Genomic DNA, 22,128 nt, shown 5'->3' with positions numbered 1-22,128 from the left:
CTCTTTTAATATTTAGTCCTGAATTTTTATTATCCAGGCATCTTTACAAATCAGGAATAGCTTATTCATCCTTCATCATCCAGCAACCACCTCCACACCGGCACAACCCGAATCGTCTTCTCTCCTTCTACGATCATTTCCTCTTCGTCTCTGGTAATAATACACAGATCATCCACTGCCACATTTTCTGCAAGTTTCAGTAAGGCATTCACTTCTCGTTTTCGAGTCTCCGGATCTTTTAAACTATATGATACTTGTATGGCCTTATGCCCTTCATCCAGATAAAAGTCTACTTCTATATTCCGATGATAGAAATATAAATCATCGCCATACCGTTTTTTTAATGTAACTGCCACGAGATTTTCCAATAAAGAAGTTTCCGGATCCATTAAAAACAGACTAAGTATTCCATTATCCATAAAATAATATTTTTTATTGGACACTTTATCGGCTAACTTACTAGCGTAGTTTTCTAAAGAAAACATGATCCAGGTATCTTCCAGATAATTCAAATAGTCTATAATAGTATCAGTGGTAATCTTCTTGCCTGTGGAAGATACTAAATTAGCCAGACGAGTGAAAGAAGAAGGCTGCTTCACGCTTTCAGCCAGTTTTCGAATGAGTACCTTTAACGCCATATCATTTCGAATAGAATAACGAGCCACTAAATCACCGAAGAATATCTTATTAAAAAGACTACTCAGCCATTGTCGTTTCTCTTGTCCCTCGGCCACTAACAGTTCGGGTAAACCACCAAAACGAAAGTAAGTATCGAAATGTCGGACTACCTCCGAACGGTTCTTATAAATCCAAAGCTTATCTAATTGAACACCGTTAGATGACAAATACTCACGAAACGAGAAAGGATAGACGTATTGAATCATAAAACGTCCCCCTAAAGTAGTAGCTATATCCTTACTCAACATCTTAGCATTGCTCCCTGTTACATAAACCCTGTACTTCTGATCGGCAAGCCGTCGGACAAATTGTTCCCAATGCGGTACAATCTGTATTTCATCTAAAAAAAATATAGGACGATGAGAATACATCTCTTCATAACATCTCTTTATCATATCAAGATGTTCTGTATCCATACCAGCTATTCGCTCATCCTCAAAATTAAAGAAAAGAATCTCTTCCGGTGAAATACCTGTCTCTATTAAATGATGTATCTGCTGATACATCAAATAAGACTTCCCAACCCGACGTAAACCTACAAAGACATAATTGAAGTTATCAGATAGAGTCACCGCACGTTTCACGAATGACACGCTCTTTACAAACTGCTGATATTCAGCTATCAATCCTTTTATCAGTTCCTTATCCATTTTACATTATCGATTATATTCGACAAATATAGACTATTTTTATCGAATATAATCGATAAAAATATCTCTATTTTATCGATTATATTCGACAAAATAATAAATTACTAGAATTTGAGCCTATGAAAAAGAACCTATTACTCTATTTCTTAAATATAAAAGAACAGCAACAAAACGAGATTACAAGCAATTACCACACCGAATCCTCCCAAAATCCAAGGACGAAGTTTACTTCCCTTCCCTGCAAAGAATAGAGCATAGAACATATTTACCATTATATTGCTAATGATAGCCTGCATACTACAAGCAGTAATTATCAATGCAGCCACACTACCTGTATTTTGCAACAAGTTTAAGATGAAAGGAGTTATATCACTAAAACCGGAAACAAAAGACAAGAGATTTAATCCGCCTGTGCCCGCATACACTAACGTATAGTGAGTTAAGAAAGTGAATATCACAAAGAGTACGGCAAAAATCAAAGCAACTTTAAATTCCAACGGGTTGCTACTATCATCCTCTTCTGTTTCAGCAGACTGGTCTTCCGGTCGTTTTTGCCGGGAATGGATAAACCAGGCAACAATAGCCGCGACTACAGCCATAGTCAACAGATATGGATAAATAGACAGGAAGATTTCTCTACTGAAAATAAGTATCAGTATCATAAATCGCAGAAACATCATGCTAACAGCCAGCAACATGGCAGCAACATAATCAGTCGCTTCCTGCTCTGATGCTTTTCGGCTTTTACGGGCAAGTACCGAGATCGTAGCCGTACTGCTGTATAATCCACCAATAATACCAGAAACTAACGTGCCGGATTCATGGAATACATACCTTTTTAATAGATAAGAGAGATAGGAAATGCCGGATACTACTACCGTTGCCAACCAAATAGAATAAGGAGTAAGATTAATATCCGGAATCAGATTCTTATGCGGAAGCATCGGTAATATGATACCGCTGATAGCCAAGAACTTGGCTAACGTAATCATTTCATCATTCTTCATCCGTTGCGCAAACTCCGTAAAAGTATGTTTGAGTTCAGTCAGCAGAAGCACAGTCACAACTACCATAACATAAAACCAGGAAGGTTGGGTAGCTACGATAGGAGCCATACAATAAGTAATCAGGGCAATAATGATGGTAGTTACACCAAAAACATGAAATTGTGATTGCTTTACATAATAGTTTAATCCCAACAGCAATCCCAATACCGCTCCACCTCCCATAAACAGACGCATATCCGTAGGGTCTAAGATATAAAGCAAGTAACCCAGTATACCAATAAAGGTAAAGGTGCGGTCGGTTCCGAAAAGAGTAGTTTCCCCCTCACGCTTCAGACTGATTCGACGTTGCGAAAGTCCGATTAATAAAGAAAACAAGGTTACTAAAACAAAAGTAACCAATTCACGCGGCACATAACTGTACAACTGTTCCATATCCATATACTGCTCTCTTTTTTATATAAGAACAAATATACGGTTTATTTGTTAACGCTCACCACGTTTTATACGGTTTTTTCATTAGCTGTGAGTTATAGTAGCGTATGTCGCCCGTTACCTCCTCACCGATAAAGTCGGGCTTTACAAAAGCCTCATCTTCCGATTCCAACTCTACTTCTGCCACAATAAGTCCTTCATTCTCACCATAAAACTCGTCGACTTCAAATACATGTTTGCCACTACGTACCAAATAACGGATCTTGTCAATAATCCCCGGTTCGCAAAGCCTCATCAATTCTTCTGCTTCTGATAAGGCCAGTTCCTTTTCCCATTCATAACGACTGGTACCGGAAGCATTAGAAGCTCCCTTTATTGTCAGATAACCTTTATCATCCCGAATACGAACCCGGACAGTACGCCCGCGAGCACTACTGATATACCCCTGCACAATGTGACTTTGCGCAAAAGCCGAAGACTTGAATTCACCGATAACTAAAAATTTACGTTCTATTTCCTGTGCCATGGCACAAAGATAAATTAAAAATTGAAAATTGAGAATTAAAAAATGATAGTTTGACATCTCACATCATGTATCAGAAAACTACAATTCTTAATTCTCAATTTTCAAGTCTCAATTTATTTCAGAATCTCGTCATAAACTCAATCACGATTTTGTCCCGTTCCGATTCTTTTGGAACGCCGGAGTTCTTATAGAAATATTTCTCGAAGTTCAATCGGAGGTCGGCAATGAAAGCTTTGGAAAGACTTAGCGTGATTCCACCCGTCACACGATGTCGGGCATAATCATTTATAATCAGAGCTTTTGTCGTTTCATCCATCTTGCCATCACTATGATCGGTCATCATATCATAGCGAGCCAGGAAAGAGATTTTATTGAACACTTTCTTTAATGGTAAATCGTAATTAATAAAACTATTCACCGCATGAACATCTTTAAATGCTTCGTGGCCGTACATTTTATATAAATATTCCGCCTCAATATGAAAACGGTCATTCTGATAATAGATACCGGCATCGTACATATTAATCCGTACATTTTCCGGTTTTATCATTTGGGTGCTAAGTGTCAGATTCCAGTTCTTATTAGGCAGTAACTGTGCTTTTATGGAGTAATTCAGCGTTTTATGCCATTCTTTCTGATTGGTCAAACCGGAGCCGTTGAATAATCCTCCTTCAAGGATAAAAGGGAAGCCACCTTTATTCGTATAGCCAGCCGTAAAACCAACGTCACGCACATTTCCTACTTGCTTGGCAATGAATGAACGGTTGGCAAAATACTGCTGATGTGGTGAGCGGTGAGCGTCTATTGTGAAAGGAACGCGCATCTGACCAATCGTAAAATTCAGGTCTTTCACCGGAAAAACACGTGCATACGCATCAAGCATCTTGATAGAGCCTTCATCGGAAAGGTCGATTTCCGCTTTATAAGCAACTATCGGATGCACATTTCCCGAAACACTGAAGCGTGCATTACGTACTTCAAAACGGCTTTCACTTGTTTCTGTCTGATATTCGTACTTTCCCCGGATTGTTCCGTGAATCTCCGGCAGATAATCCTTAAACTCCATGGTCTGTTTATCCAGCATCTTACCATCCCCTGCATCTTCTTTTGCCTGTCCAAAGGCCATTGTCGCCAGCAAAAGCATAACGACGGTTGTTCTGATTCTACTCATTTCAGTTGTCTGCTACTAAATTCACGGCAAAAGTACAACTGTGAGGATACACGGAGATGACAAATTAACTACGGGAAAATGACAGAAAAGTTACATTTATATTACAGAGAACACAAATGCATTACAAAACAAAGAGTTCGCCACAAATTACGCAGATTAATACAGATCGAATTTGATATTTATCCTATCAATAACCAAACAATCTGGGTTAACCGTATAATTTGTGGCGAACTTATCAGCCGAAAAAGGAAAATGCGATCAGCATAATCAATGCCAAAATAATTAATGAGACGAACACTATTTTGACAACCTTCTGGGCTTGTTCTTCTTCTTTCTTACTAATTGCTACTTTTTTCTTCACCTTACCCATAATAGTTAGCTTTAAAGTTCAACGCTAACAAAGTAAGTACAAATCTATTAACTTTCCAAAAATAATTCTTGCTAATTTTATTTTTTATGATTCTTGTGAAGAAAACTCCATCAAATAAGCTTTGATAAAACCATCTATTTTGCCATCCATCACGCCGTTCACATCCGAGGTTTGATAGTTGGTACGGTGGTCTTTCACACGACGGTCATCAAATACGTAGCTTCGGATTTGAGAACCCCATTCGATTTTCTTCTTACCGGCTTCCACCTTCGCCTGTTCTGCCATACGGTGCTGCAATTCCTTATCATATAAGATAGAACGTAACTGACGCATTGCATTCTCACGATTCTTCGGTTGGTCACGGGTTTCGGTATTCTCGATCAGGATTTCTTCTTCCTCACCGGTATAAGGGTCTTTATACTGATAACGCAAACGGACACCGGACTCCACCTTATTCACATTCTGTCCACCGGCACCACCGCTTCGGAACGTATCCCAAGAGATATTGGCAGGCAAAATATTAACTTCAATACTGTCATCTACCAACGGAGTAACAAACACAGAAGCAAAAGAGGTCATACGTTTACCCTGCGCATTGTAGGGAGAAACACGAACCAAACGGTGCACACCGTTCTCTCCTTTCAAATAACCATAAGCAAAGTCACCTTCGATATTGATAGTACAAGTCTTGATTCCGGCTTCATCCCCTTCCTGAAGGTTGGCAATGGTAGCTTTATAACCATTCGTCTCGGCATAACGCAGATACATACGCATCAACATGGAAGCCCAGTCCTGACTTTCCGTACCACCGGCACCTGAATTGATTTTCAGCACACAATCCATCTGGTCGGCTTCATCACGAAGCATATTTTTGAGTTCGAGTGCCTCTACCGCCTCACTGGCTTTTGCATAAGCAGCATCTACATCTTCCTCAGTCACCAGTTCTTCTTTATAGAAATCAAATGCCAGTTCGAGTTCGTCTGCCAGCGTTTTGAGTTCGTTGTAACCCTCAATCCACTTTTGCAGGTCTTTCACCAGTTTCATTTGAGCTTCGGCTCTCTTCTGGTCATCCCAGAATCCCGGAGCTTGTGTTCTTAATTGCTCTTCTTCGACTTGAATTTTCTTCCCGTCGATGTCAAAGATACCTCCTCAGCGCATCAGTGCGCTCTTTCACGTCTTTAAGTTGTTCAATAGTAATCATTTGATTTACAATTTTATTATTTACAAATTTCAGATATCGGGGACAAAGATAAGCAAAATTCTGCTACCTTTGTTTTTGTTATTAAAATGTTGTCATATTATGAACAAACGATTGAAACTTTCTTGCTTGTCACTCTTCCTGGCATTAGTGATTTGCAGCTGTAGCTCACAAAAGAAGTATAGCTACGAAACAGTGCCCAATGACCCGCTAAAAGCCCGCATTTACACACTGGATAACGGACTAAAGGTTTACCTCACCGTAAACAAGGAAACTCCGCGCATACAAACATTTATCGCAGTAAGAGTGGGCGGGAAGAATGACCCGGCAGAAACGACGGGACTTGCCCATTATTTCGAACATCTCATGTTTAAAGGCACCGACAAGTTTGGCACACAAGACTACGCGGCCGAAAAGCCTCTGCTGGATGCAATCGAACAACAGTTCGAAATTTATCGTAAGACTACGGATGAAGCGGAACGTAAGGCGATCTACCACACCATCGACAGCCTTTCTTACGAAGCTTCCAAGTATGCTATCCCTAATGAATATGACAAATTAATGGCAGCCATCGGATCTACCGGCAGCAATGCTTATACCTGGTATGACCAGACGGTCTATCAGGAAGACATTCCTTCCAACCAGATAGACAACTGGGCGAAGATTCAGGCAGATCGTTTTGAAAACAATGTAATTCGTGGTTTCCATACTGAATTGGAAGCTGTATATGAAGAGAAAAATATGTCACTCACCCGTGACAACAGCAAAGTGCAGGAAGCTATTTTTTCTTCTCTTTTTCCCAAGCATCCTTATGGAACGCAGACTGTGTTAGGTACACAGGAGAACCTAAAGAATCCTTCTATCACGAATATCAAGAACTACTATAAACAATGGTATGTGCCCAACAATATGGCAATCTGTATGTCTGGCGATTTAGACCCGGATGCAACAATTGCATTAATCGATAAATATTTTGGTGGATTGAAACCCAATCCGGAACTCCCGAAACTGGACCTTCCGAAAGAGGCGCCAATCACGCAACCTGTTGTAAAAGAGGTGTTAGGTCCGGATGCCGAAAGCGTTGCATTGGCTTGGAGATTCCCCGGTGTATCCGACAAGGATTTTGAAATCCTGCAAGTCGTTTCGCAAGTATTATACAATGGAAAGGCAGGACTTATCGACCTTGACCTGAACCAGCAACAGAAGGTCTTGAATAGTTACGGTTACCCGATGGGACTGGCAGATTACTCTGCATTGCTGCTAGGAGGACTTCCTAAACAAGGACAAACACTGGAAGAAGTGAAAGACTTGCTACTCAGCGAAATCAAAAAGCTCCGTGCCGGAGAGTTCGACGAGAAAATGCTGGAAGCGAACATCAACAATTTCAAACTCGGTGAACTGCAAAACATGGAAAGCAACGAAGGACGTGCCGATATGTTTGTCAACTCATTTATTAACGGCACAGACTGGAAAAATGAAGTTACTGCCATCGACCGCATGGCCAAACTGACCAAAGAAGACATCGTAGCGTTCGCCAACAAATACCTGAAAGAAGATAATTATGCCGTTATCTACAAAAAGCAAGGAAAAGACCCGAACGAAAAGAAGATGACGAAACCGGAGATTACTCCTATCATAACCAATCGTGATGTAGCCAGCCCGTTCCTTGTGGAGGTACAGGAAAGCGCAGTCAAACCGATTGAACCAGTGTTTCTCGATTATCAAAAGGATATGAGCCAATTAAAGGCAAAATCGGATATTCCGGTTCTTTACAAACAGAATGTAGCCAATGACCTGTTCCAATTGATTTATGTCTTTGATATGGGAAACAACCATGACAAAGCTTTGGGAACAGCATTCGATTATCTCGAATATCTCGGTACTTCGGACATGACACCGGAAGAACTGAAAAGTGAATTCTATCGCCTGGCTTGTACTTTCTATGTTTCTCCGGGTAACGAACGCACGTATGTCGTACTTTCCGGACTGAATGAGAATATGCCTGCTGCCGTACAATTATTCGAAAAGCTACTGGCAGATGCGCAGGTTAATAAGGAAGCCTATACTAATATGACCAGCGATATACTGAAAGCCCGTTCGGACGCCAAACTGAATCAGGGACAGAACTTCTCCCGTTTGATGAGCTTTGCCATGTACGGTCCCAAATCCCCTGCCACCAATCTACTGACGGAGGCGGAACTGACAAATATGAATCCACAGGAACTGGTAGACCGGATTCACAATCAGAACAGCTACAAGCACCGTATTTTATACTACGGCCCAAGCAGCAGCAAAGATTTACTGGCTACCATCAACCAATATCATCAGGTTCCGGCAGCCCTGAAGGATATTCCTGCCGGAAACGAGTATTCTTATCTCGAAACTCCCGTCACTAAAGTTCTAGTAGCTCCTTATGACGCCAAGCAAATATACATGGCACAGATATCCAATCTCGATAAGAAGTATGATCCTGCCATTGAACCTATCCGCGCATTATATGATGAATACTTCGGAGGGGGCATGAACTCTATCGTCTTCCAGGAAATGCGTGAAACACGTGGATTGGCTTATTCCGCCTGGGCTAGCATAATGCCGCCGAGCTACTTGAAGTATCCCTATGTACTACGTACACAGATTGCCACGCAAAACGACAAAATGATTGATGCCGTCACTACATTTAATGACATCATCAATAATATGCCGGAATCCGAAGCTGCTTTCAAACTGGCTAAAGACGGATTAACCAACCGTCTGCGCACCGAACGTATCATCAAAGGTGACATTATCTGGAGTTATATCAATGCACAAGATTTAGGGCAAAACGTAGACCCGCGCATCAAGCTCTACAACGACATACAGAACATGTCGCTAAAAGATATTGTCGATTTCCAAAAGCAATGGGTAAAAGGACGTACGTATGTTTATTGCATCCTGGGAGATAAGAAAGATTTGGAGCTGGATAAATTGAAAGCTGTAGGTCCTATTGAAGAATTGACCCAAGAACAGATTTTCGGATACTAAAAAGAAACGAGCCGGCCATAAATAATTAGCAGGTGTCAAAAGCCCCCCTAAACACAAAGTTTACCCCTGTTACAAATTGAACTGTAACAGGGGTAATACTTTTAAAGAGAGCTCCAATACACTCTTTATTGTTTCCGATTTATCATTTACGGTTTATCGTTTCATTTTTAACGATAAACCGCTTATCGCCTATTTCTCACTTTCTTCGTACATCTTCTCTATCTGCTCACTATAATTCTTGGCAACCACCGCCCGTTTCAGTTTCAGTGTATTAGTCAATTCTCCACGTTCCATGCTGAATGGCTCAGGCAGTAAAGTGAAACGTTTGATTTGTTCATAGTGCGCAAATTGTTGCTGAAGTGTATCGATCCGGGCACGGAACAATCCTACAATCTTCGGATGCTGCAACAGTTCCGTCATATCCTTATATTCAATACCCTTTTCTTTGGCATACTCTTTCACAAATCCATATACAGGAACAATCAGAGCCGAGACAAACTTACGTTGATCGGCGATAATGGCAATCTGGTCGATATAACGGTCAATGACCAACTTCGTTTCCAAAGCTTGCGGAGCGACGTATTTGCCGTTTGATGTTTTGAATAAATCTTTAATACGTTCCGTCAGGAAAAGCTGTCCATTTTTAAAGTAACCGGCATCACCTGTATGGAACCAGCCATCCGGCTCAATAGCGGCAGCTGTGGCTTCCGCTTTTTTGTAATAGCCTTTTGTGATCGTCTTACCCCGAAGCAGGATTTCATTGCCTTCACCGATTTTCACTTCAATCCCCGGCAGTACAACACCTACCGAACCGATATCATAGCCAACCGGCAGTGTACAAGATACAGTAGCCGTAGATTCCGTCAGTCCATATCCTACCACCATATTGATTCCTACCGAATGAACGAACTCATTGATTTCATCGGGAACGGCAGCACCGGCAGTCGGGAAAAAGTTACCATTCTCAATACCGATTGTTTTTTTCAGTAAAGAATAGATAGTCTTTTCGTAAAACTTATATTTCAGTTGATTCATCACCGGAGGAGTCTTTCCCTGACGCAGATAATCCAGATTATGGATTCTACCTACCCGGATAGCATCCAGCATCAGTGCTTTCTTCAACCCTGTTGTTTCGTTTATTTTTTCCTGTACCCCTGCATACACCTTCTCCCAAAAACGGGGAACACTGCACATCAGTGTCGGGCGAATTTCCTTAATCGTTGTTTGTATATCTGCCGGACGGAGATTGATACAAATCTGCACTCCTTTATGAATACAGAGATAACACCATGCTTTCTCAAACACGTGTGTTAATGGAAGAAAGTTCATCGATACATCCTTATCCGACATCGTCGTCAGACGGTCATCGTGTGTATGAAACTGTTCCAGATAACAGGAATGGTGAAGCATAACTCCTTTCGGTTCCCCCGTTGTGCCGGAAGTATAGAGGATATTTGCCAGGTCATCATAAGAAGCCCGCTCCGTACGTTCTTCCACCGTATCATTATGAGGCAATCCCTCTCCCATCGCCATAAATTCATCAAAATAGATAGATGAAACGTCACGAGGGTCTTTTACCACCGAACGGTCAAAGATGATCAGTTGTTGTAAAGAAGAACAGAAACCAAAGATACTGAAAGCAGCATCATACTGATATTGCTCACCGACAAAAAGAAAACGAATCTGCGCATCATTGATGATATATTGCGCCTGCGCAGGTGAACTGGTTGCATAAAACGGAATGGTAACCACCCGGTTGGCAAATGCACCAAAGTCTACATAGAACCATTCGGGTTTATTCTGTGAAAATATACCGATATTCTCTTGTTCTTCCACTCCCAATGCCACGAAAGCATTAGCTGCTTGCCGTACTGTTCCGGAGAACTGCTTCCATGAAATAGGAATCCATTGAGCTGTCTCATAGTCACGGTATTTTAAGGCTACCTTGTCGCCATATTTTTCGGCCTGACGATGGACCAGGACAGATAAATGATGATAAGTCATACTCTTTGTATTAGTAAATATGGTACAAAGGTATTAGTTTTATTTGAAACTATTGCTCAAAACGACTATCTTTGTGCAAATATTAAGGTATAGATAAAAGATTTGCACTATGAAATATGATATTCCGTATATGACAACAGAGGCTGTAAGCCTGCTTAAATCACTGATTAGTATTCCTTCAATCAGCCGGGAAGAAACCCAAGCTGCGGATTTCCTGCAAAACTATATTGAAATGGCAGGTATGCAGACGGGACGTAAAGGAAATAATGTGTGGTGCTTTAGCCCTATGTTTGATTTGAAGAAGCCTACTATTTTACTTAACTCCCACATAGACACAGTGAAACCAGTTAATGGTTGGCGGAAAGATCCGTTCACTCCACGTGAAGAAAACGGTAAGTTATATGGATTAGGAAGTAACGATGCCGGTGCCAGCGTTGTTTCGTTATTACAGGTGTTCCTGCAACTATGTCGCACTTCGCAGAAGTATAATCTGATTTATCTGGCCTCTTGTGAAGAAGAAGTTTCTGGAAAAGACGGAATTGAGAGCGTATTGCCGGGACTTCCTCCAGTCTCATTTGCCATAGTGGGCGAACCGACAGAGATGCAACCCGCCATTGCCGAGAAGGGATTAATGGTACTAGATGTGACCGCAACAGGTAAAGCGGGGCACGCAGCACGTAATGAAGGAGACAATGCTATTTACAAAGTATTGGATGATATTGCCTGGTTCCGTGATTATCGTTTTGAGAAAGAGTCACCCTTGTTGGGTCCCGTAAAGATGAGTGTCACTGTCATCAATGCCGGTACACAACACAATGTGATTCCCGACAAATGTACTTTCATCGTTGATGTCCGGAGTAACGAGCTTTACTCAAATGAAGAACTATTTGCTGAAATCAAAAAGCATATTTCCTGTGAAGCCCAAGCCCGTTCATTCCGTCTCAATTCTTCACGGATTGACGAGAAACACCCATTTGTACAGAAAGCTATGAAGTTAGGACGCGTTCCTTTTGGTTCTCCAACATTGTCCGACCAGGCCTTAATGTCCTTCCCATCGGTAAAAATTGGTCCGGGACGTTCGTCACGTTCACACACGGCAGAAGAATATATCATGTTAAAAGAAATAGAAGAAGCGATCGGACTTTATTTAGAGCTATTGGACGGACTTCTAATTTAAGCCATAGCTACTTATACTTGCCGTAACAGTTATATCGAGTTTCTTACGGCAAGGATAAATTGTCCACCAATGCGAATAAATTCATCCATATAACGAATCACGATACTACAATACAACAATCATTCCAACAGCTTCAACAATGTCTTTTCCAGCTTCTTACTTCTTAAATCTTTAGCAACAACAATGCCCTCCGGATCTACAAGAAAAGTTTTGGGTATGGCATAAATACCATATATATCAGCAGCATCCACATTCAATACTTGTGTCCAGTTCATTCCGAGTTCTTCAATAGCAGTTCTCCAAGGTTTCTGTTTCTTATCTATAGAGATACTAATCACCTCAAATCCCTTAGACGCATATTTCTCATAAGCAGCTTTCACATTGGGCATTTCATTCCGACACGGACCGCACCATGAAGCCCAGAAGTCTATTAACACATACTTCCCCTTACCTACATAGTCGGACAACTGTTTTATCTCACCAGCATTGTCTTTCACCTTAGCGTTCGGAAAACGTTCGCCAATCTTTATCTTAGCGTCCATTGCCTGCCGTTTCTTTTGTTCTTCACGCTCCTCCGGAGTCATTTTCTTTTCACGCTCGGCCTCAAAACGCCGGGCCATTTGCCTCATTTTTTCTAATTTATCTTTCACCAATACATGCTGCGAAAACACAGGAGAAGCCTCGCTCATCATATCTTCTAATAGACTGTAATACATAGACACCTCTTCTAAAGATAACAGAAATACTCCCACCAAACTGTTTTGGTGTTCTTCTACAAAAGCGCGAATCGAATCCCTCTGTGCCAAATCTATCTCCACATTTCTCCGCCATATTGCAGCAAATGTAGTATCCCGTTTCAGTGCTTCTCTAAAACTCCCTCCGGATTTCTGGCTCATAACAAGTGAAATATTACTTTTCACTATTTGTTTGTTATTATTTATCACCGACTGCATTCCTTTCCAAGCCACATCCAAAGTATCATTCAGCGGCGTACCTCCTACGGTCCTCGTGGTAAGATTGATCACAATCTTTCCTTTTTCGAGAATCAACGGATAGGTTTCTCCATCCCTATCCTTAATAAGTGCAATATTCGGTGTCTGACGTACACCAGAAAAAGAGAACTTTCCCTTTTTCACTTTTGCACTGTCGAGAACGACTTCTTTGGCTTTCTCTCCATCATCCATCAGACACAAATACAACAACTGATTATTCCATTTCTCACCAGCATTGCCTTTAATCGAAAACTTTCCTTGTGCAGAAGAAAATATAGCAATAGCACAAAACGTGCATAAAATCATAATTCGATTTCTCATATAGAATAAATTTATATCAAAAACAGTAAACACTCATGTTCAATACCTGCTATTATCATTTCAAATTCTAATAATCATTTGAACTAATAATAGATCTTCTTATTTTTCTTATCGGAAACGACCTGATAATCCTTCACCTTTATATTAAAATATGATTTAGACTTTCCATCGTCATTAGAAGGCAACTGTTCTTTATCCTTTTCGTTCAACAACTCAAGAATATCTATTTCTTTCACACTTTTCTTCAGTTTCGGGAATAAAAGACTGATATAAATATATTTATGATTAAATCCTTTGACAGCCAACAGCCTACCCATCGGAGCTCCACCATCATATCCCCGCACATTATACTCATCGCCACTTTTCTTATCGATAATCTTAAATCCCGGACTATAATACAACCATTGCCAGTCCCAATAAATAGGTTGTATGAATGTCACTTTAGTATCATTCTTTCTCCTTTCAATCGAATATAAAGAAGGACTTGTAGACATCCCATTTTCATACGCTTTCTCATACACTTCTTCAGGAACTATAACTATACTATCGCTTGGAAGTATATAGGCTTGTGCATATAATTCTTTATCACGCTTCTGCTTTTGCTCATATTCTTTCAACCGCTGTTCACCTCTTTTTACTCGTTCACTTTTCTCCGGCATTACCTCTTTGGACATCTCTGTATGGAGTTGCTGCACTAACAACGGCGTTGTCTCACGCATAACAATCAATGAAGCCTCTTTATATTTTTTACCTACGGGAGATTCATAAAATGCAGCAACAGCTTTTAATTCTTCCAATGTTAAATGCTTTTCATAAACAGGCATATACATTTCAAACACCTTATTTTCTACTTTCTCTTTCCAGTTTTTAGAGAACTCATTCCAATAAGCCTCATCCTTTTTCGGCGCATTCAATTTCATTATAGATGATAATTTCTGAAAAAAGTCATCTGTAGTAGTCGAAGTACCAGAAAAGTCCATAATCTTCTTCAATGTTTCTTTGTACTCATCTGTCGCATTTGTATTTTGTGCAGAAGCTGGTAAAATTAAAGTAAACAGTGCAATTATGCACATCATTACTTTGGGAAGGAGAATGTTTTTCATAATTATCTGATTTTATTTATTTTGATTCCATATTTTATTTTGCATTTCCTACAAAGATACACATTAAATCTATATCATTTAATAGAATAGTACAATCAATGAGGCTACTATCCGGCTGCCCTGCAATGTATAGATAAACGAAATATCCCCTATTCATCCCTAATTATAACATTCATCCCCCTCTCTTATCAAAATGGCTTTGAACAATTCATTTCATCTTTTGATATGATATTATTATCTTTTTCTCACATACTTCGTTCATTTTTCGTAATTAACGCTATCTTTGCAATAGGTCGCTAAATCTACATAAGACTTTCAAAATACATAATATACGAATATGAAAAAGATTTTATTTTTATATATCATTCATCTAGGATTTGCCCTACAACCCATACAAATTCAAGCTTGTTGTCTCGACAATGAGGCTGTTCTCGCCAATGGGACTGCCATTATTCTACAATCACCTAAAGTGGACAATACCAAAACCATTCAGTTCATCAAAGATTTCTACGCAAACTACGTTTTTGGAGCAAAGAATTATGTTCCGGCAGTAAAAAAGCATTGTACAGCCAAATTGCAAAAGCAGCTGAAAGATAACTACGAGTATGACGGCGAAGGATATGCGATATGGAACTTCCGAACAGGTATGCAAGACGGACCAAGCGACATATCTAAAGTAACATCAGTAACTGCATTGGGAAATGGTTTATACAAGGTCAATTTCATTGATATGGGAATAAAGGGTAACCGTACTTTGAAAATTATCGACGTAAACGGGACACTGAAGTTCGATGCTATTAAATAATCCCCTCTAAGCAGATATATTATCAATTTAACAGATAACTAAAAAAGCCTTACTATTCAATCAAACAATGAAAGTAAATCATCTATAAGACTACATCCTTCACCGCTTTCACCTTCTTCCTGAAACCTCCGTCCAAAACAAGAAAACGGGTGAAAGCGACCATGCAAAAGCCCTTCTATCACGCTTTCACCACTTTCACCTACACACTTCAAAAGTTCCGCTTACCGCCGGAGCACATCACGAGACACCCCGTAATAACCTGCTGAAGCCACATAAATCGGCTGCATACGTTTGCCGATATTTTTCAATTTGCCTTCTTCCAGTAATCGCCGGAGGTGACGGTTCGCCGTAGTCCGTGTCATGCAGCATACCTCCTGAAAATCGTAACGAAGCATTACGTCATGATCGGCGAAATATTCCTTCAGCCGCATATCTATCTCCACTACCGACAAGGATTCCGAATGGCGTGCATACTTGCTCCGGCTGCCCTTAACACCTACCAGTTCCCCTCGCAAACGAGCGTCGGGACGAAAACCGATTGTTTTCAACTCCATTTTCAACCATTTGTTCTTAGTGCTGCGAGTCACTTTTTGTGTACTCCGCAAGATTGGAGCAAAATAGCCAAGTCCCTCAATATGCACCTCACGTCCCTCGCGCAGTTCTTCACCACAAATTTGGGCAAGCATCTCGAACGCATTTTTTACATCACCTACGGAAAGCGAACTGCGTCCGTGAATCATCCGGCACAGTTTATCCGTTCCCACCTTACCATTCAAAAAAATGCGGGGATGCAAACCTTTCTCTTCCGAATCATCGGACTCACCGGGATTCTCATACCAATCGTAAAGTATAGCCATTAGTAGTTAACGTTTTGATAGTGAATATATTTCATGTAAAAACTTTAAGTTTATTATTAAACCACTACCGTGGTTCATTTAAATCACAGTTGTTATCCAAGTAAATCACTCTTGTCATTTGATTGAACCACGAAAGTGAATCAACAATAACTCTTCGTCAAAGATACGATAAAAAATAGAGAAAAGGATGATAAGAAGCCGACTTCTTCAGTCAAGTAGAAATTTATATTTTTTCCGGAGAAATACTTGCAAACCGGTATCATCCGATAGTACATTCGCAGTATCAGCGCTGAACAATAAACCGATTTTAATCACTTAAAAATAGAAAAAATAATGAATGCAATAACATTGATATGGAGACAGGTATTGAAGGAACTAAAATTGTTTCAAATGAAGGAAAACAAAGAAGATGCAGTTGAGAAAACAGACAAAGAGCCACAGAAAACGCTAAAATGTCATGAAGATAAATATACCGTTCCCCTACCGGACACTGCACCGCCTACTGAAAGGGAGAAAGAGACAGAACGAAAACAACCGGTCCGATTAACCCAAGAGGTACGTACATTCCTGCAAAAACAGTATGATTTTCGTTACAACCTATTGACGGAAGAAACGGAATATCGTCCTGCCAACAAGCGTGCCGTTCCTTTCGAACCTGTAAGTAAGCGGGAACTGAACACTTTCTGCATGGAAGCACACGACCAGGGCATATCCTGCTGGGATAAAGACTTGAGCCGTTACATTTATTCCACTTGTATTCCTGAATACCATCCTTTCCGGCTTTACATGGAGGAACTGCCCGGCTGGGATGGGACAGACAGACTGGAAGCTTTGGCGCAGCGTGTCTCTGACAATCAGCTCTGGATAAAAAGCTTCCATACCTGGATGCTGGGACTCACCGCCCAATGGTTAGGCATGACGGGAATACATGCCAACAGCGTAGCCCCCATACTTGTCAGCAGCGAGCAGGGACGACAAAAATCCACATTTTGCAAGGCACTGATGCCGCCGGCACTGTCACGTTATTACATGGACAACCTGAAACTGTCTGCACAAGGAAAACCCGAAAGGTTACTTGCCGAAATGGGACTTCTGAACATGGATGAATTTGACAAATACGGAACGCAGCAAATGCCATTATTGAAGAATCTGATGCAAATGGCAAACCTGAATATCTGCAAAGCTTATCAAAAGAATTTCCGCAACTTGCCGCGCATCGCTTCTTTCATCGGTACAAGCAACCGTTTTGACTTGCTCACCGATCCCACCGGTAGCCGGCGATTCATCTGCATTGAAGCAGAACATCTGATCGATTGCGAAGGTATCATGCACGATCAGATCTATGCCCAACTGAAAGCTGAACTACTCTCCGGCATCCGCTATTGGTTCACAAAAGAAGAGGAACGGGAACTGCAACGCCACAATGCTGCTTTTTATCATCCGTGTCCGGCAGAGGAAGTCTTTCATGCCTGCTTCCGGATTGCTAAAGATAATGAAGAGGGAAGCGAACGGCTCTCGGCTTCGGACATATTCAGGAGACTGAAGATGTATAACCCCGCTGCCATGCGTGGAAGTAATCCGGCTACGTTCGCGCAAGTTTTGCTTGCGGCAGGGGTCACCCGCAAACATACCAAATATGGGAATGTATATTTGGTGAAACCGATGAAAGCGGCATAAAGCTCCAAACAGAGGGAGGGTTCACCCGTAAAAAACTGGTAAAGAAGTGTTTACAAAGGAGTGAAAGAGGTGAAAAGAGAAAGAGGACATTAAGAGGGAAATAGGCTATAAACAGTAAGATTTTGAATAGAAAATCAGGAAAAACTTGATTATCTATTCAAAATCTTATTGTTTCCGGATATTTATCCTACTATCCATTTACTGCCCGGTATAAACGAAATGATCTTAGTTGTTACAAAACAACAGATAAACGTAACCACTGCGATACATGGTATAGCGGCAACAGTGGGAAGCGCCAATGTATCTTTGAACACAGTCACCCACAGTCCGAGCCAGAATATGTGCATAAGATACATACCATAGCTAAGTTTCGATGTTTCCGTCACCAACTTGGGAGCTTGCGGACGTTTGATACATGTAAACATAAGGAATGTACCCGTTGTGAGAAGCACACAGTTAATGGTACAGAAAGCCCATCCTATTTCTATTACAGGTGTGGAATGGAGTTCGCCGGGTATAGCCTGCACATAGAATGAATAAATAGTCCATACAGCACCGATCACCATTAAAATGGTTCCTATAATGAAACGTTTGGAACGGTTCCAGGTAAGGTGTACACGAATGTAATGCGCTAGAACAAGATAACCCAGATAACCGGAGAAGTACCACAACATGTGGTATTCATTCCAGAAACATTGTCCCCACACTTCACCGCACCAACGATTGAGATAAGGCATACAGGTTGACAACACGAACAGCCCTATAAAGAAACGTTCTTCTTTAGCCGTGGCTTTTCTCAACCATGGGGATATAATTGGGATAAACAAATAAAGGCTTATCAGAGGATACATAAACCACAAGTGTCCGGCTAGCGTCGGAAAATTCAGGAATATCCGCGACAAGTCCTTCATAGATGTTTCTCCGTCTATCTGTCCCCACAACATAGGTAGAGTGCTGTACAGTATCATAAATATGAAAAACGGTGGAAGGATGCGAAGACAGCGCTGGCGATAGAATTGCCACATAGACTGCCCTTCCTTCATCGGTGCAAGCAGGAAGGCGGAGACTATCATGAACAGGGGTACTGCCATACGTGAAAAGCCATCGTATACTGATACCCATAGCCGGTCTGCTTCATTCGCTAGAAAAGACTGCGGGCCTGCCATATCGGTGGATCCGGGAGCACCATAGAAATTCTCACTGGCATGAACAAGGATGACGAGAAAGCATGCAAACACACGGATGTAATCTAAAAAAACAATACGTTTCATTTATTCTAAGTTTTCTAGTTATTAATTTATTCTTTTGTGTTCGGGAACGCAGAGATTCTCAACCGTGCCGCACCCATGGGGATCAATGTTATTTCTTCTTTGATTACATTAAAGCAAAGAACGGATAATCCCTAATCGGACAATCCGTCCTTCAAAAACAAGAGCTTGTTTTATTACCAATTCTACTTATCTACAGAGAATTTAAAGATACATTGACTTGTATATTTCTCACCCGGACGAAGTACAGCCGACGGCCATTCGGGTTTGTTCGGTGTATCCGGATATTTCTGTGTTTCAAGACATACGGAAGCACGTTGGTTGTAAGTGATACCTTTCTTTCCTGTCAGCGAACCATCGAGGAAGTTACCTGCATATACCTGAATACCCGGTTCGTTAGTATAAACGTCGAGTACGATGCCAGTCTTCGGTGATTTCAAAGAAGCGCATTTACGGGTTACGTCGCCTTTCGTGTTCAATACCCAGTTGTGGTCGTAACCGTTACCGTTTTTCAGCTGTACGAAATCATAATCGTTGATACGTTCGCCTACCGGAGTCGGGGTGCGGAAATCCATCGGAGTTCCTTCTACCGGAACGATCTCGCCAGTTGTCATGAAAGTACTATCCACCGGAGTATAATAGTCCGCATCCACCATCAACAGATGACCGGAATTGTTGCCTGCATCGCCTTCAAGGTTAAAATAAGAGTGGTTGGTCATATTTACAATCGTCGGTTTGTCTGTTTCCGCTTCGTATTGAATATCGATGGCATTATCGTCCGTCAGTTTCATCACTACCTTACAAGTGATGTTTCCCGGAAAACCTTCTTCACCGTCTTCTGCACGATAAGTCAACTGCAATTCCTGCGGATTCAACAATTCTGCATCAAACACCCGGTATTGGAATCCTTGCGGTCCGCCGTGCAGACAATGACCGTAGTTATTGCGGGGAAGCTGATATTCTACACCATCCAAGGTGAACTGTCCCTGATTGATACGATTGGCATAACGTCCGATAGTCGCACCGAAATCCGAAGGCTTGCTGATATAGTCCTGAATAGAATCGAAACCGAGAACAACGTCACGCATCTGTCCGTCTTTGTCGGGAACCATCACTGAAACAATACGTCCACCGAAGTTCGTAATACAAACTTCCATGTTGTTCTTGTTGCGCAGAGTGAACAAATCAGTCTTCTTTCCATCTACTTCTGTCTGGAATTTACTCTGCAGTAAACCGGAATCTGTAGCCTTTTCAGCTTTCGGAGTACAAGCTGCCATTAAAAGGGCGGCAACTGCCCATACACATAACTTTTTCATGATACAATTGGTTTTTAAATATTAGTTTTCAGCTATTCATATTTAGATGCAGACGACGCGGATAACGCGTTTTTTCTAATTTTGCATCAGAAAAAGAGCCGCATCATCCGCGTTATTCGCGTTCAATTTACTATGTCAGCATATTACTGTATACTATTCAATAAATCTACCTTTCCTTCATTAACCAGCTTCAAAATCAACTCACCGAAAAGAGTATTCTGCCAGGCAAACCATGCACGGGTAAATTTCTTCGGATTGTCCTTATGGAAAGATTCGTGCATAAAACCGGTACCGGCATCCGTGTCCATCAACATCTTGATACAGGTCTTGATTTCGGCATCATTCTGACTTGTGAAGGCTTTCATCATAATACTCATCGGCCACACCATATCGTAACCGATATGCGGTCCGCCGATCCCTTCGCCTGCCTTGCCTTTAAAGAAATAAGGATTGTCCTCACTCCACACAAAACGGCGGGTATTCTGATAAATCGGATCGTTTACATTCACATCACCCAGATAAGGCATCGCAAGCAAACTCGGCACATTGGCATCGTCCATCAGATGATGATTTCCAAAACCATCTACCTCGAATGCATAGATTTTACCATATTTAGGATGATTATACACCGCATATTTCTTTAATGCTGTTTCCACCTCCTGCGCCAAGTCCTTACATTCTTTAGACAAAGCTGTCTTCTTGTTTACCTTCTCCAAAATCTCGGCTGCCTTACGCAAAGAAGATACGGCAAAGAAATTGGAAGGAACCAGGAATTGAAGCGTAGTAGCATCGTCCGAAGGACGGAAACTGGAAACAATCAAACCGACAGGTTTCACCGGTGCTCCCAGACCGTCATTGCTCACAGTATCCAGTGCACGTTCCGTCTTACGTTGAAATTTATAAGGACCTACTCCGTCTTTACGTTGTTGCTCTTTGAATGTTTTCAGTACATTAGTGATTGCCTGAATCCATTCTTCGTTGAATATGCTCGCATCTCCGGTAGTCTTCCAGTAATGATAAGCCAAACGCAACGGATAACACAAGGAGTCTATTTCCCATTTACGTTCGTGCAACTCCGGTTTCATGTCTGTAAGGTCACTCATCCAATGACCGTCAGGAATAGCACCGTCATTAAAAGCGTTCGCGTACGGATCGATATTGATACATTTGAACTGACGGAGAATAACTCCTGCCAGCATTTCTTTCAGTTCGGGATCCGAATTAGCTAATTGCACGTAAGGCCATACCTGTGCACCGGAGTCACGCAGCCACATGGCGTGAATATCGCCCGTATATACGAACGTATCCGGTTTGCCATCGCTTCCTTTACGGAAATGTACAGTGGTGTCCAGCGTATTCGGGAAACAGTTGGTAAACATCCATGCCAACTTCGCATTCTTCAAAAGTTTCTGTACACGGAGAATCTCCTTCTCTACCGCATTGGAACGGAACAAACGATTGGATATTTCCGGGCGGTTATCTTTCTGAATAGCATCCGCCAGACATACATGCATTTCCGTCATACGGTTGGAGGCTTGCAGCTCCCCGCCACAGA

The 22,128-nt window shown here is 41.4% G+C and carries 15 protein-coding genes and 1 pseudogene; 4 read left to right on the top strand and 12 right to left on the bottom strand.

Annotated features, from left to right (window positions below; translation table 11 throughout):
- Nucleotides 1-65: 65 nt before the first annotated feature.
- The 5 genes from Bovatus_RS17895 to prfB all read right to left on the bottom strand — a co-directional run bounded on the left by Bovatus_RS17895 (nt 66) and on the right by prfB (nt 6,035).
- Complete coding sequence (locus Bovatus_RS17895) at nt 66-1,328, bottom strand: ATP-binding protein (RefSeq protein WP_004299558.1); 1,263 nt, start codon at nt 1,326-1,328, stop codon at nt 66-68.
- Between the two features lie 146 nt (nt 1,329-1,474).
- The gene (locus tag Bovatus_RS17890; RefSeq protein ID WP_032852763.1) at nt 1,475-2,767 is read right to left on the bottom strand and encodes an MgtC/SapB family protein; all 1,293 of its coding nucleotides are present in this window, start codon (nt 2,765-2,767) and stop codon (nt 1,475-1,477) included.
- Nucleotides 2,768-2,825: 58 nt separating this feature from the next.
- Nucleotides 2,826-3,293: a CYTH domain-containing protein gene (locus Bovatus_RS17885; protein WP_004322328.1), complete on the bottom strand. Its 468-nt coding sequence runs from the start codon at nt 3,291-3,293 to the stop codon at nt 2,826-2,828.
- A 118-nt stretch (nt 3,294-3,411) separates the two neighbouring features.
- Complete coding sequence (locus tag Bovatus_RS17880; protein WP_008776009.1) at nt 3,412-4,464, bottom strand: porin; 1,053 nt, start codon at nt 4,462-4,464, stop codon at nt 3,412-3,414.
- A 454-nt stretch (nt 4,465-4,918) separates the two neighbouring features.
- Nucleotides 4,919-6,035 (bottom strand): peptide chain release factor 2 gene (gene prfB / locus Bovatus_RS17875; protein WP_143256892.1). Its coding sequence is split into 2 segments (ribosomal slippage): nt 4,919-5,971 and nt 5,973-6,035, totalling 1,116 coding nucleotides; the frame shifts between segments, so codons are not numbered across the junction.
- Nucleotides 6,036-6,134: 99 nt separating this feature from the next.
- Here prfB and Bovatus_RS17870 point away from each other — a divergent pair.
- Nucleotides 6,135-9,053: a M16 family metallopeptidase gene (locus Bovatus_RS17870; protein ID WP_052587964.1), complete on the top strand. Its 2,919-nt coding sequence runs from the start codon at nt 6,135-6,137 to the stop codon at nt 9,051-9,053.
- Between the two features lie 189 nt (nt 9,054-9,242).
- Here Bovatus_RS17870 and Bovatus_RS17865 read toward each other — a convergent pair whose 3' ends face one another.
- On the bottom strand, nt 9,243-11,057 hold the full coding sequence (locus tag Bovatus_RS17865; protein ID WP_004299551.1) for an AMP-dependent synthetase/ligase: 1,815 nt from the start codon (nt 11,055-11,057) through the stop codon (nt 9,243-9,245).
- A gap of 109 nt (nt 11,058-11,166) precedes the next feature.
- Here Bovatus_RS17865 and Bovatus_RS17860 point away from each other — a divergent pair, with 109 nt between their 5' ends.
- The gene (locus tag Bovatus_RS17860) at nt 11,167-12,234 is read left to right on the top strand and encodes a M20 family metallo-hydrolase (RefSeq protein WP_004299550.1); all 1,068 of its coding nucleotides are present in this window, start codon (nt 11,167-11,169) and stop codon (nt 12,232-12,234) included.
- A 119-nt stretch (nt 12,235-12,353) separates the two neighbouring features.
- Here the strand turns inward: Bovatus_RS17860 and Bovatus_RS17855 are convergent, their stop codons facing one another.
- Together Bovatus_RS17855 and Bovatus_RS17850 are read right to left on the bottom strand one after the other, a co-directional pair.
- Nucleotides 12,354-13,547 (bottom strand): TlpA disulfide reductase family protein, encoded by a 1,194-nt coding sequence (locus tag Bovatus_RS17855; RefSeq protein WP_052587963.1) that lies wholly within the window; start codon nt 13,545-13,547, stop codon nt 12,354-12,356.
- A gap of 83 nt (nt 13,548-13,630) precedes the next feature.
- Complete coding sequence (locus Bovatus_RS17850) at nt 13,631-14,650, bottom strand: DUF2059 domain-containing protein (protein ID WP_004299548.1); 1,020 nt, start codon at nt 14,648-14,650, stop codon at nt 13,631-13,633.
- A gap of 337 nt (nt 14,651-14,987) precedes the next feature.
- Here Bovatus_RS17850 and Bovatus_RS17845 point away from each other — a divergent pair, with 337 nt between their 5' ends.
- Nucleotides 14,988-15,455, top strand: a complete 468-nt coding sequence (locus Bovatus_RS17845) for a hypothetical protein (protein ID WP_004299546.1) — start codon at nt 14,988-14,990, stop codon at nt 15,453-15,455.
- Between the two features lie 221 nt (nt 15,456-15,676).
- Here the strand turns inward: Bovatus_RS17845 and Bovatus_RS17840 are convergent, their stop codons facing one another.
- Nucleotides 15,677-16,312: an HU family DNA-binding protein gene (locus Bovatus_RS17840; RefSeq protein ID WP_004299544.1), complete on the bottom strand. Its 636-nt coding sequence runs from the start codon at nt 16,310-16,312 to the stop codon at nt 15,677-15,679.
- 333 nt (nt 16,313-16,645) lie between these two features.
- Between Bovatus_RS17840 and Bovatus_RS17835 the strand changes: the two genes are divergently transcribed.
- Nucleotides 16,646-17,989, top strand: a complete 1,344-nt coding sequence (locus Bovatus_RS17835) for a VapE domain-containing protein (RefSeq protein WP_004299542.1) — start codon at nt 16,646-16,648, stop codon at nt 17,987-17,989.
- Nucleotides 17,990-18,171: 182 nt separating this feature from the next.
- Here Bovatus_RS17835 and Bovatus_RS17830 read toward each other — a convergent pair whose 3' ends face one another.
- From Bovatus_RS17830 to Bovatus_RS17820, 3 genes and pseudogenes are all read right to left on the bottom strand, one after another.
- Nucleotides 18,172-19,260, bottom strand: coding sequence for an acyltransferase (locus Bovatus_RS17830; protein WP_004299541.1), 1,089 nt, complete (start codon nt 19,258-19,260; stop codon nt 18,172-18,174).
- 182 nt (nt 19,261-19,442) lie between these two features.
- Nucleotides 19,443-20,573: an aldose epimerase family protein gene (locus Bovatus_RS17825; protein ID WP_004299540.1), complete on the bottom strand. Its 1,131-nt coding sequence runs from the start codon at nt 20,571-20,573 to the stop codon at nt 19,443-19,445.
- Between the two features lie 143 nt (nt 20,574-20,716).
- Nucleotides 20,717-22,078: pseudogene (locus tag Bovatus_RS17820) on the bottom strand (glycoside hydrolase family 125 protein); the annotation flags it as partial.
- Nucleotides 22,079-22,128: the final 50 nt, after the last annotated feature.

The sequence above is a fragment of the Bacteroides ovatus genome, from assembly GCF_001314995.1.
Lineage (GTDB): Bacteria > Bacteroidota > Bacteroidia > Bacteroidales > Bacteroidaceae > Bacteroides > Bacteroides ovatus.
Note: the sequence above shows the minus strand (reverse complement) of the source record. Positions and strands in the feature narration are given on the sequence as shown.